Origin of the sequence: Paraburkholderia lacunae (genome assembly GCF_003353175.1) — a bacterium.
In the GTDB taxonomy this organism is placed as follows: domain Bacteria; phylum Pseudomonadota; class Gammaproteobacteria; order Burkholderiales; family Burkholderiaceae; genus Paraburkholderia; species Paraburkholderia lacunae.
On record NZ_QHKS01000024.1, the window covers coordinates 54720 to 66258 of the forward strand.

Genomic DNA, 11539 nt, shown 5'->3' on the forward strand with positions numbered 1-11539 from the left:
TGATTCGGAAACTGGGTCAGGCAGCGCTCGAACAGCGCTATCGCAGCGTCGCGACGCTGCGCCAACTGGCACACCTGCGCGGCGAAGTTCAGTTGATCCGCAGACATTGACATGTGCGCCGATGCCTGTATCAGGTACTCCGCTGCGCGTGCATGATCGCCCTGCCTGGCGGCGATATAACCGAGGCCTGCAAGCGCTTCGCCGTGATCGGGGATGCTCGCCAGAATGCTGCGCAGCAGACCTGTGGCGTCGTCGAGTCGCCCGGCCGTGAGGTTTTCTTGCGCGGCGACGAGAGCGTGTTCGATATCGTGATTCATAGCGCTGGAGGCTGGAGCAACGTGCGATCTGTCGCGAGATTGGAAGCGGCTCATTGTACGGGATCGCCTATAGCGAGTCGCCGGAGCGAAGCGATGGCAGCGTCGGTTACCTGCGTATGGAAACACCAAAGTGTTCCCGCTAGCGCCGAGCCGGTTAATCATCGTTTTCGACTGCTACGCAAGATAGGTATGCCCCAGCGGCTGTCTTGTGTTGAAGCGGATAAGGAAGGCCGCAGGTCAGGTTTCGGTGGCGGGTTCCTGGCCGCCTGCAGCCTTACGCGGCCTGCCGTGCTCGATCCTGAGCGCGTCGTGCCCCACACGTTCGCAACAGCCGCCGCGGGGTTGGCCGAATTTCGCACGTCATCACGCTAAGCTGTCCTGGTATTTGTTCGCCCGCCTGCCGCATTTTTGCACTGCCTTTATATCGAGAGGTCTACTCTAGAAACCGTGTTGAACAACTGCAGTGGCCCTGCCGCATCCCATGGATCTCATTCAATCACTTGACGTCTTCGACGCCGGGCCCCATAGCGCGCGGCCCATCTCGCGCAACAACGTCATCCCGTTCCCCGCGCCGGGATTTTACATTTCGGACTCGCGACACCACAGCGGCTGCTTCGGAGGCGCAACCTATCGTCTGATGTATGGCGATGTCCCGAAGCACACCGCGGATCGCCTAAACTACAGAACCAACGGACACGACCACTCCGCGCGGCTACCCCACCATGGCGCATATCTTCTTCGCGGCTTCGATTCAGCGGCATATCGCAACGCCTGAGCGCGAGATCGACGCGCGCACGCTCGGCGAAGCGTTCGAGGCCGTCTTCGCCGCGCAACCTCGACTGCGCGGCTATATCCTTGACGATCAGGGCTCGTTGCGAAGGCATCTCGTCGTGTTTGTCGACGGCCGGCGGGTGCGCGACCGACAACATCTGTCCGATGCGCTCGGCGAGGAAAGCCGGGTTTACGTCGTACAGGCGCTGTCGGGCGGATAAGGATGTCCCATCCGTATTCGAGCTTTGCAGTCTGATCAACAGCTTTGCATGGGATCGGAGTAGGCGCTAAAGCGCTAACTCTGGTCGACCGCTGCGGGCCTGAAGTAAGTGCTGAAGCACTAACTCCAGGCAACCTCAGCATGGGACCAGAGTAAGCGCTAAAGCGCTGACTCTGGTCGACAGCTTTGCATGGGACCAGAGTAAGCGCTAAAGCGCTAACTCTGGTCGACACCGGAGACACTCGACATGAGCGATCGATTGCTTGTCGCAACCCGCAAAGGACTGTTCGTTCTGCAGGCCGACGGCGAGGGCGGCTGGACGCTCGATGAGCCGTATTTCGTCGGCGAGCCAGTAAGCATGGTGCTCCCTGATCCGCGCGACGGGTCGCTGTATGCCGCGCTCAATCTCGGCCACTTCGGCGTGAAGCTGCATCGCCGGCGTGCGGGCATGGCGGATTGGGAGGAGTGCGCGGTCCCCGTCTACCCGCCGCAACCTGCCGACGAGACGCGTACCGGCGACGGCGCGAACGCGAGTGCGGACAATGCGAGCGCCGCCGCGCCCAGCCCGCCGCCGGCTCCCTGGACGCTTCAGCAAATCTGGTCGCTCGAAACCGGCGGCCCGGACGAGCCGGGCGTTTTGTGGGCCGGCACGATTCCCGGTGGGCTCTTCCGTTCCGACGATGGTGGCGACACCTGGGTGCTCAACCGTGCGCTGTGGGATCGCCCGGAGCGCCGCGAATGGTTCGGAGGCGGCTACGACGCGCCGGGCATCCATTCCGTGATGGTCGATCCGCGCCACAGCCGGCACGTGACGATCGGCGTGTCGTGCGGAGGCGTCTGGCAAACCGCCGACGGCGGCGCGACCTGGCGTGTAAGTGCCGAGGGCATGGAGGCCGACTACATGCCGCCGGAGCGGCGCGGCGACGCCAACGTGCAGGACCCACACCGCGTCGTGCAATGCGCGGCAAACCCGGATGTGCTGTGGACGCAGCATCACTGCGCGATCTTCCGCTCGACCGATGGCGCGGCGCACTGGCAGCGGATCGAAGCGCAGCCATCGAGCTTCGGCTTCGCGGTTGCCGTGCACCCGCGCGAGCCGGACACCGCGTGGTTCGTGCCCGCCGTGAAAGACCAGTGCCGGATCCCGGTGGACGGCCAGTTCGTCGTCACGCGCACACGCGACGGCGGCCGCACATTCGAGCGTTTCTCGAACGGGTTGCCACCTGCACCGGTGTATGACCTCGTGTATCGGCACGGGCTCGCTGTAGATGACTCCGGCGCGCGCCTCGCGATGGGGTCGACCACTGGCGCGCTATGGACGTCCGACAACGGCGGCGAAGACTGGCATTTGATTTCAGCGCATTTGCCGCCTGTTTATTGCGTTCGGTTTGGATGAGGGCGCTGGCTTCATCCATGCTCGATGCCAAGCAGCCGCGCGTCCAGCCGCCGCGCTAGCGCGGCGCCGCCTTCGCGCATCACTGCATCGTGGTTCCATTGGAAAACCGGTCGCAACAACGGCGCCAATGCATTCATCCATGCGCGGTTCGTATGCACGCACCAGTCATAGCGGACCACGGTAAGGTTGTGTCCGTCGGTCGAAAAGCTCCACCGGCCGGCGCCTTCGACGTCGCCACTGGCTTCGCCCTCCAGCGCGACCAACGGGTCGACGCGCGTCACCCGCATATCGAACACGAGGCGATAGGGCAGCCAGCCTTTCCACGTATAGCGTTGTACGACGCCCACGCCCTGATCGGAACCTGCCTCCAGCTGGTCCACGCGCTCGACGTTATTCCACCACTCGGGCCAGTGCGCCGAATCGTGGATTGCCGCCCAAACTTCCTGCACTGGTGCGCCGATGCGCCAAATGGTGGAAAAGCGGTATTCGACCGTCCGCAAGCTGCCTCCATTCTGAATATTCTCCTGGAGATTTTGTCAGATGCTCACTGTACTTGCCATCACCGGCGAAACAGCACTGCGTTTCCGTCCCGCGATACGTCGTCGAGCCATCTGCAACAAAGCGTAGGGCAGCTGGAGGTAGCACGGCCAGTGCACGAGAGCCGACGGCCGAGCGATTCACCTTAGGCAAACCCAGCCGGGTGCTGCGTGACGCGACCACCTTATGTCGACCCAAAAGCGGTCAGATGAGATTTCCAAAAGCCGACGTTCAACGCCGGGGTTCAGGGACTCCCGCGAAGCGGGACGGACTACCGATATTGAGGACGATCGTTGGGCGACCGTTGTTCATTGTGGTGGCGCTGGCACGAGCCCATACCTAAACATGACATCCATAAGTTTCTCGCGATCGGGCGGTCCGCCAACGTTTACGATTGCTCCGACATCACGAAAATACTGAGCACCAATGTCGGGAGTAAGGACGATCAATGCGCGGGCTGTGCCATTGTGCGGATTGCTAAAGTGATGGACCGATCCGCGCGCGGTGAACATCCATTCTCCTGGTGTCAGGTCCCGGACTATCCCATCGACCGAGTACCGAAGCATGCCTTCCAGGACATAGACGAATTCTTCGTTACGTGTATGGCTGTGTGGTGGCGGAACTTGCGAGTTAGGGGGCACGGTCAACTCAAAAACACCCATCCCGCCTGTCGCAGTTCCATCTATCAGGTACTGAATGCTCAATTGACCAACGTTGATTGGTTCGCGTGCCGCCGCGCTGCTGAGAGTCATTTTCAAACTCCTTCTGATTGAGGATTCTCGTCAATCCGCCAACGTTATAGGCGAGGCACGCACCGCTTGCGGCGCGTCCGGCGACGGAAGGGAACTCCGTTCAACTTGGATTATGCGCTTCTCAGGAGCGTATCTTGTCCGAGAGCGACGACAGGCCGGTATTGGCCTGACCCGGGCGCACGCCAAATTCTGAAAAGCATTCATGGCGGGGGGGCGCCAAACACGGACCTTTCACTGGCGTGAAAGGGACACTGTCACCCCAGCTCGATCGGCTGACCATGCGGGGTACGGCGTGCAGCGACCTCCCACGCATTGCGACGCTGCCGGAGCATGTCGTTTGTCACCAGTTCCTTGATGGTGCTGATGCGCTCCAGTGCCGTTAGCCAGTGACTGTAGTAAGTGTTGCCAGGGTCCGGGTCGCCAGCGGCCTGCGCATCACCGATTGCCTGATTCAGACATTCTGCCCATTCTGCCCAAGTGAACATGCCGCGCTCGTGCAAGGTCACGGTCATGGCAAACGCCTGGGCTTCCCATGGCGCATTGAAAACAGGCCCTGCGTCGTCGCAAGGCAACGCCGGCAAGGCGGTACGCAGTTCGGGCATATTCTGCTGGGTGGAAGTCATGTCAGGCAGACTCGGGGTTTGGCTCAAGATACGGCTCCCAACAATCGACGCAGACCGATGCTGCTGTCGTATCCATCCCCCAGAGTTCGGAGCCATCGAAGCGTACCGTATAGAGCCATTGCGGTTGTTCGCCGAGCTCAACTGCGTTGGCATCGGGAAAAACGTGCGCGCCGTGCACGGCGATAATGCGCCCTCTTCTGCCGCGACAGTAGCGCGGCAGACGGGTATGCGTGGATGGATTCATTTGACGGGTCTGCACCTTGTCACCGACCTTAAAGCGTGCAGCGGTGGCCGCGGGGCGATTGACGGGGCTACCCCGGAGCAGCGCGGCGGCAACCTCGTCGGCTCTCAACACGCGGGGGACCTGCGCCGCCGTATTCGTCGACTTGCCAGTCGCGATTTCCTCTGCTGTTGCCAGCTCGGTATTCAGCAGCAGCTTTTTTAGTCCTTCGAACCAGATCTGATAGTAGCTGCTGGAAAGGTATTGCGCAGGCGGCAAGCTCTCCCGTGCGGCACGAGACATGTCGATGTTCCACTTGCCGACTGCGCCCATCGCCAGCGTGATTGCCAGCACGCGCCGCTCCCATTCAGCGTGAAAGGGCGAGACACCGGCTTCCGTCTGTATTGGGCCGAATGTCTGCACGCCGCCAAGGTCTTGTGCACCATTCATGTGGGCTCCCGTTTCGATTCTGGTGTCTTCGGCAATCCTGTGCCGATCATCGAGTCACGTGTCACCAGTTCAGCCAGTGCTTCCTCAGACAAGCCACTGGTTCCGGACGGCTGCATAGGCAACACCAGATATCGGACCTCTGCGGTGGAATCCCACACGCGAAACTCCACGTCGGGTGGCAACTCGAAGCCGAACTCTTTCAATACACCGCGCGGATCGATGACCGCGCGCGAGCGGTACGGAGCCGACTTGTACCAGACGGGCGGAAGTCCGAGCACTGGCCAGGGATAGCACGAACACAGCGTGCAGACCACCATGTTGTGCAGGGCGGGCGTGTTCTCTAGTACCACCATGTGTTCGCCCTGCCTGCCGGTGTAGCCGAGCGAAGCAATCGCGGCGGTGGCGTCGTCCAGCAGCCATTGCCTGTACGCCGGGTCGCGCCATGCCTTGGCGACCACGTGCGCGCCATTGTGAGGCCCGACCTTGTGCTCGTATGTCTCGACCAGTAAATCCAGGGCACGGGGATCGACGTACCCCTTCTCCACTAGCAGGGATTCCAGCGCACGCACACGCAAATCCATCTCCGACAACTCACTACCGCTGTGGTTGTGAGCGTCGACATGCACATGCTCTTGCGGGACGCCCTCTGGATCGTTTTGGCTCATCGAAGTCCGCTCGGAAGATTGCCAGACAAAAACCAGTATGGTCGGTACAGGACGGAAATGCAAAACACACTTGGGTATCCCGCATCGATGCACCGTGCGCCGCTAAGTGCTATGGCTACCGCTACCCTTGAGCGGCTCAAACTGGCCGTCCCCGAAGTTCGTCGCCGACCAGCGATATGATGCACCTCTCGTAGCGCAGAACTTCCGTCGCCGCCGCTGAACAGCGTTTCGAATCCGCCAATAGCAGCCGTGCTTCGCTTTCAGACCCCTTGGGCAAGATGCCATTACAATCCAGCACTTCGATCCGACAACCGTGATTTGCGCCATGAGATACCTCCTTGCATCGACACTCGCAGCAGTCATCGCGGCCGCCAGTATGGCAGCGGCGGCCGAAACATCCGGGGGTGGCGATACGCCCAAACTGCAGTGCGCCATTGGGTATGTCACCGGCATCGGTGGGGCGGCACAGAGCGTTCGTGAATACCTTGCGACCCCCGACAGAGACAGATATCGCTACCTAGCAGACAACCCGATTCAATGCAGGGTCTCCGACGAGGGTCGCGCGTCGGCCTGTACCGGTGTCACAAACCTTCGGCATGAAAAAGTCAGCGTGTACGACGACATCGACAACGCGACGATGGCCGTGGTCGCGCGCGTGGAACTTGACCATGGGACATACCCGGCTATTATCGTGGTGCTAAAGAAGGATGTGAAATGCGAGGAGTGAAAGCGCTCACGGTGCTAGACGCATGGGGCGCTGCCCGGTTGCGTGGGCCGGTAGCGACGCAGGAGCAAGCACCAAAGTGGAGACCTTGCCGTCGTTCTCGACTTCGACAAAACCGATTCTCCTGTACCACTCATAGGCCACGCTGTTGCATACGAAGACATTCAAGTACAGCGGTTTATGTAAGGAATTGGACAACGCCACGACCTTCGCAAGCGCTTCACTGCCGATCGACTTGAGTTGCATCTCCGGCGCGATACAAAGCATCCTCAGCCATACGAGATCCGGTTCGACTTCCCAGTGGACAAACCCGCATCGGTTGCCTTCCAGCGTAACTATCCGACAAGAACCCTGGCGAAGGCTTTTCGCCAATCCCGCTTGTTGCAAGTCCTCATCCCAGCCATACGTTGAGGTCACGAAACCCCTCATCGTTCGCTTGTAGGTGTCAAACAGCCATTCCGAGTCTTCGGATACGGCCTGCCGAAAATCCAGATTCATAACAACAGCCGATCACGATAAGCAGGTCTTTGCCGGAGTAACGGATACAAGAATCGGAATCAGCCCGTTGGAGCCGGCGACGTCTACTGACGCTTGACGCTTTTCACCAGGCGCGCGACCGTGCGGCACGATGTCGGACAGTTGGCGCGTGGCGCTAGCGTCGCTTATTTGGCTTGCTCGGCCGAGTTACGGATGGCCTGGCCACCTTTCGATATGTCCTCACCGGCTCCAGCTATCGTGTTGCAGCCTGCGAGGAGGGCGGTACCGGCGATTAGAAGCAAAGCAATGAGTCGTGTCATGTTGGCTCCTTCGAGAGGTTCTTGGTGTTGGAGGCGGTGCCGACACCAGACCGGCACGAGTGTCGCCATCGCGGGCACCGCAAGCAAGCATGCTTGCATGAATCTTATTTTAAGCGGGACGTGGGCCAGTGGCGGCATCAAACTTACATAAGACTTGCCGTTCGAAACGCGATTCCCTGTGGCGTTCGAGAGAGCGTGCCATCGTCGCCATTAACGGATTATTTACTACGCCGAATCCGGACCGGGGATTTGACTCAGTTGCGCATGGATTGACCAAATGCCGCGTGGCACTGACTGGTGCCGGCGTGCGCTTGCGTCACAGCGTAGTGGCAAAGGCCGACCCTCAACTACGGTGGCGAATAGCCGTTAACCCGGTCGATATCCCGCCCGAAATCAAGGCATTCGCAGCCATAAACGGACCGTACTGGCCCGAATTGCTCGGACCCCAGACTGGAAGCTTGCCGAGACTGCACGTTAAACACTTGCACAGTACGGCAAGTGCTGACGAGAGCACCACTCATGATTGTGAAACGAATCTATACCGCGTTCCTTGCGGCAATCCTGGTCGCAACGCTTGCGCCAGAATGTCAGGCGCAGTACACCACCGCCTGGATGGCGAACACATTCGGGACCAACGCCACCCGCGTGGGGAACACCGCCCGTTCCATGTGGGTAGCGCCTGAGGGCGTTATCTATACGGCGTCCATGTGGGACGAGAACGAGGGCGGCGTTGCGATGTATCAGAATGGCCAGCACATCGGTTCCCTGGGCGCGCACGGTGAGTTTCAGGGTGGCGCCATTACGGGCAATGCAACTTCGATCTTCGCTGCTTTGCAATTTAACAAGACTTACGGCAGCGGCAAGGTGGGCCGATACGATCGAACCAGTCGCACTTCCGACCTTCTCATAGCCGTCAGCGCGACGACCACCGAGCGGCGGGCGGATGTCGTCACCGGACTCGCGACGTCAGGCTCACTCCTCTATGCGAGCGACTTTCCAGGCAATCGGGTCAGGGTCTTCACCACCGCCGGAGTCTGGCAGCGGGATATTAGCGTGCCCGGCCCTGGCGCGCTCGCCGTGGACGGCGCAGGCAATATCTGGATTGCGCGGAAAAGCGCGGGCGCCATCGTCGAATTCAATCCAGCCGGCGCGCCGCTGAACACCATTCAGATGTCCGCTGCCTCCCGACCGTCCTCGCTGTTCTTCGATGCCGTGAAGACGCATCTCATGATCGGCGACGAGGGGCCCGACATGAACATCAAGATCTACAACATAGCGAGTACACCATTTCCGGCCGGCACGTTCGGTATTCGGGCCGGTTATCTCGACACTACGACTGGCATCAAAGGCCAGGTGGGTGACAAGCGGTTTACCCGCGTCACTGGAATCGGCAAAGACTCCGCTGGCAACCTGTATGTGCTGAACAATCCGTGGGGCGGAACCTGGGATCTCGGTCGCGACGGCGGCACCGATATCCACGCCTACGACGGCGCAGGACATCTTCGATGGACGCTTCAGTCTCTCAACTTCGAAGGGAACGCCGCTCCTGATCCAGCCACGGACGGCGCTTACTTCTATGGAGGCACCAGCATCTACGCCGGCATCAATGGAGGAACCTTCGTCGCGAACACCGTCGATCCAATCGACTATCCAGGCGACCCACGAATCGACATTAACGATCACGGACGCGGCGAACACTTTGCTCAACTCGCCACCGTCGGCACGAAGCGGATACTGGTGGCGGCCGGCCAGAATCCCGATATCTTCTACTTCTTCCACTTCAACGCTGCGAATGGCTACATCGCCATTCCGGACGCGACGATTCCGGGTACAGCATTCAATACGAGTGCAAGGATCCGCAATGGGTTCTGCCTTGATAGCAAAGGGGACGTCTGGGCTGGTCTGGACAAGACGAAAACCATCTCGCACTATCCGCTGCTCGGCTTTGACGCGAGCGGCAAGCCGAATTGGGGACCAGCGATTTCAAAGCCCACTCCGGGCACCGTCACACCACTGACGCGTATCATTTACTTGCCCGAGACCGACACCATGATCCTGGCGCAAGGCATTGTGGGAAGCATAGACTGGACAGCGATCGGGTCGAGGGTCGAGGTGTATCACGGCTGGCTCGCAGGCAACACCACCGTGCCCAATCCGGTGATCAACATCACCAGCGCCAATCCCAAGTCGATCACGGCAGCCGGCAACTATCTCTTCGTTGGGTACGTGCACACCGTGCCCAACATCGACGCCTTCAATCTCACCACAGGCAAGCTGGACAACACGCTGGTCGACAGCAGTCCCAATACCGTCTACCCCGGCAATGACGTGGATTCGATGTACGGCCTGAGATCGTACCTCCGCTCGACCGGAGAGTACGTGGTGACGAAGGACAACTACAACGGCTCCAGCATCGTTGTTTATCGTTGGACCCCGAAATCAACCACCGTGCTCGCCACGAAAACGCTGGTTTCTCCTTTCTGACAAGTGCGTCAATCACGACGAGGCTATCGTTGCTGCTTCAGGCACGACCACGACGCTTTCGCGAAACTCGAGCGACCAGACAAACGCAGATAGCGCACCCACAGATGCGCGTGCAGGTGCTCACCACAGGGACCGGAGCATCGTGTTTGATGCGAAATGCCAACGCACGACGTGCGCCTCTTGCGGCGCCGCCAGATGAGGTAGTCGAAATCAGGTGTCGACGATTTCGCTGCATGTGACTCGCACGGGCGGACCTCCTCCTTTCATGAGACCAAAGTCCAATAGCCTTGGAGGCTCACTGCAAATAGCATGTGTTTTGGGCAATTCCACAATCTGCGGAGCAGTTGGCCGGGCGATCTGCTGCCGTCCGTCCGTAAGCGGGCGCGAAGCGAATCGCCCCATTCTGCACGGCAGCATCCGTGATGCCTATAGCTATGATCGTTTTGCGGTTGTTGACGGAGAATGATATGGACAAGAAAGCTGACTGTTGTCCGGCGAAGTCCTCCACCAGTATTGGAAGACGCACCGTCCTGAAGACTGCGCTGAACGTCGCAGCTGTTGCGATGGCGGGAAACATGGGGGGCGTTGAATCGGTCTACGCAGCGGCGCTATCGAAGTCTGAGCGAGACAAGTTGACGCCGGACCAGATTATCGAAAACCTCAAGCAAGGAAATAGACGTTTCCGTTTGGGGAAGATCCTGCCCCACGACTATCTGGCGCAAAAAAGAGCGACTGCCCGTGGACAGTATCCAGCGGCGGTGATCTTGAGCTGCATTGACTCCCGGGCTCCGGCCGAGATCATCCTGGATACGAGAATCGGGGATACGTTTAACGCGCGTGTCGCGGGCAACATCGCCAATGAGGATCTCATTGGAAGCCTGGAGTTTGCTTGTGCGGCGGCCGGCGCTAAAGTCATCCTGGTGATGGGGCACACAGGATGCGGGGCAATCAAGGGCGCCATTGATCACGTTGAACTGGGAAACCTGACTGGTCTCCTGGCCAAGATCAGACCGGCTGTGGATGAAACGCAGTACGCCGGTGACAGAAGCAGCAAGAACGATGAATTTGTCGATGCGGTGGCAAAGACCAACGTCCGGCGCACGATCGATGCAATACGAAATGGCAGTAGCGTGCTGGCTCCAATGGAGAAGGACGGAAAAATAAAAATTGTTGGGACGATGTACCACCTGAACGGTGGGGTTGTCGAATTCCTCGTCTGAGCATGGACGTGGAGCAGGAAATCCAGGCCGTTCGATTGGTGGAATTGCCGGATGTCACACCTCCTCATCGATCTTTCTGATTGATAGATCGCGATTGCGCCTGGCACGCACCAGCGAATCCGCCGATGTGCCTCTTTCATTGGCACGCCCATCAACTCGAATACTCCTACCTGGTTCACGTATCAGAGACGAGCACAAGGCGTCTGCGCCATACGTGCGTCGCGAGTTCGGCAACCTGAAAACTTGGGTGAACAGGACCATTGAGTCAGCTCGGGCTAGCGCTTTTCATAGTGGAAATTTGTTGAAGGCCGCCGACGTATACAGGATGTCTGATGCAAACCATAAAATGATTTAACTTTCACT

At 59.5% G+C, this 11539-nt stretch carries 12 protein-coding genes and 1 pseudogene; 5 read left to right on the top strand and 8 right to left on the bottom strand.

The window, feature by feature from the left end:
• Positions 1-191: 191 nt before the first annotated feature.
• Positions 192-479, bottom strand: a pseudogene (locus DLM46_RS41165) (hypothetical protein); the annotation flags it as partial.
• A gap of 560 nt (positions 480-1039) precedes the next feature.
• On the opposite strand from DLM46_RS41165, the gene DLM46_RS29145 reads away from it, so the two are divergent.
• Together DLM46_RS29145 and DLM46_RS29150 are read left to right on the top strand one after the other, a co-directional pair.
• Positions 1040-1309, top strand: coding sequence for a MoaD/ThiS family protein (locus DLM46_RS29145; protein ID WP_115106332.1), 270 nt, complete (start codon positions 1040-1042; stop codon positions 1307-1309).
• Positions 1310-1555: 246 nt separating this feature from the next.
• On the top strand, positions 1556-2704 hold the full coding sequence (locus DLM46_RS29150) for a WD40/YVTN/BNR-like repeat-containing protein (protein ID WP_115106335.1): 1149 nt from the start codon (positions 1556-1558) through the stop codon (positions 2702-2704).
• Positions 2705-2715: 11 nt separating this feature from the next.
• Here DLM46_RS29150 and DLM46_RS29155 read toward each other — a convergent pair whose 3' ends face one another.
• The 5 genes from DLM46_RS29155 to nthA all read right to left on the bottom strand — a co-directional run bounded on the left by DLM46_RS29155 (position 2716) and on the right by nthA (position 5951).
• Positions 2716-3204: an SRPBCC family protein gene (locus DLM46_RS29155; RefSeq protein ID WP_115106338.1), complete on the bottom strand. Its 489-nt coding sequence runs from the start codon at positions 3202-3204 to the stop codon at positions 2716-2718.
• 345 nt (positions 3205-3549) lie between these two features.
• Positions 3550-3993: a cupin domain-containing protein gene (locus tag DLM46_RS29160; protein ID WP_115106341.1), complete on the bottom strand. Its 444-nt coding sequence runs from the start codon at positions 3991-3993 to the stop codon at positions 3550-3552.
• Positions 3994-4247: 254 nt separating this feature from the next.
• Positions 4248-4616, bottom strand: coding sequence for a nitrile hydratase accessory protein (locus DLM46_RS29165; protein WP_115106343.1), 369 nt, complete (start codon positions 4614-4616; stop codon positions 4248-4250).
• A gap of 1 nt (position 4617) precedes the next feature.
• Complete coding sequence (nthB, locus tag DLM46_RS29170) at positions 4618-5286, bottom strand: nitrile hydratase subunit beta (RefSeq protein WP_115106345.1); 669 nt, start codon at positions 5284-5286, stop codon at positions 4618-4620.
• Positions 5283-5951 carry a nitrile hydratase subunit alpha gene (gene nthA / locus DLM46_RS29175; protein WP_115106347.1) on the bottom strand — a complete coding sequence of 223 codons (669 nt, stop codon included), beginning with the start codon at positions 5949-5951 and terminating at the stop codon, positions 5283-5285. Before nthA ends, nthB begins: the two co-directional genes overlap by 4 nt.
• A gap of 325 nt (positions 5952-6276) precedes the next feature.
• Between nthA and DLM46_RS29180 the strand changes: the two genes are divergently transcribed.
• Entirely contained in the window at positions 6277-6678 is a 402-nt protein-coding gene (locus DLM46_RS29180; RefSeq protein WP_115106349.1) for a hypothetical protein, read from the top strand.
• Between the two features lie 6 nt (positions 6679-6684).
• On the opposite strand, the gene DLM46_RS29185 is transcribed toward DLM46_RS29180, so the two are convergent.
• Positions 6685-7173, bottom strand: coding sequence for a GNAT family N-acetyltransferase (locus tag DLM46_RS29185; RefSeq protein WP_115106352.1), 489 nt, complete (start codon positions 7171-7173; stop codon positions 6685-6687).
• Between the two features lie 164 nt (positions 7174-7337).
• A complete protein-coding gene (locus DLM46_RS29190) occupies positions 7338-7472 on the bottom strand; it encodes an entericidin A/B family lipoprotein (RefSeq protein ID WP_115106469.1) in 135 nt (44 codons plus the stop codon).
• A 522-nt stretch (positions 7473-7994) separates the two neighbouring features.
• On the opposite strand from DLM46_RS29190, the gene DLM46_RS29195 reads away from it, so the two are divergent.
• A complete protein-coding gene (locus tag DLM46_RS29195) occupies positions 7995-9956 on the top strand; it encodes an SMP-30/gluconolactonase/LRE family protein (protein ID WP_165848081.1) in 1962 nt (653 codons plus the stop codon).
• Positions 9957-10423: 467 nt separating this feature from the next.
• Entirely contained in the window at positions 10424-11176 is a 753-nt protein-coding gene (locus DLM46_RS29200) for a carbonic anhydrase family protein (protein WP_115106471.1), read from the top strand.
• The last annotated feature ends 363 nt before the right edge of the window (positions 11177-11539 follow it).

What these genes read in the sequence shown, in the direction of transcription:
- DLM46_RS29145 (WP_115106332.1), top strand. Translation starts at nt 1,040, where the DNA reads ATGGCGCATATCTTCTTCGCGGCTTCGATTCAGCGGCATATCGCAACG.
- DLM46_RS29150 (WP_115106335.1), top strand. Translation starts at nt 1,556, where the DNA reads ATGAGCGATCGATTGCTTGTCGCAACCCGCAAAGGACTGTTCGTTCTG.
- DLM46_RS29160 (WP_115106341.1), bottom strand. Translation starts at nt 3,993, where the DNA reads ATGACTCTCAGCAGCGCGGCGGCACGCGAACCAATCAACGTTGGTCAA.
- DLM46_RS29165 (WP_115106343.1), bottom strand. Translation starts at nt 4,616, where the DNA reads ATGACTTCCACCCAGCAGAATATGCCCGAACTGCGTACCGCCTTGCCG.
- nthB (WP_115106345.1), bottom strand. Translation starts at nt 5,286, where the DNA reads ATGAATGGTGCACAAGACCTTGGCGGCGTGCAGACATTCGGCCCAATA.
- nthA (WP_115106347.1), bottom strand. Translation starts at nt 5,951, where the DNA reads ATGAGCCAAAACGATCCAGAGGGCGTCCCGCAAGAGCATGTGCATGTC.
- DLM46_RS29180 (WP_115106349.1), top strand. Translation starts at nt 6,277, where the DNA reads ATGAGATACCTCCTTGCATCGACACTCGCAGCAGTCATCGCGGCCGCC.
- DLM46_RS29185 (WP_115106352.1), bottom strand. Translation starts at nt 7,173, where the DNA reads ATGAATCTGGATTTTCGGCAGGCCGTATCCGAAGACTCGGAATGGCTG.
- DLM46_RS29190 (WP_115106469.1), bottom strand. Translation starts at nt 7,472, where the DNA reads ATGACACGACTCATTGCTTTGCTTCTAATCGCCGGTACCGCCCTCCTC.
- DLM46_RS29200 (WP_115106471.1), top strand. Translation starts at nt 10,424, where the DNA reads ATGGACAAGAAAGCTGACTGTTGTCCGGCGAAGTCCTCCACCAGTATT.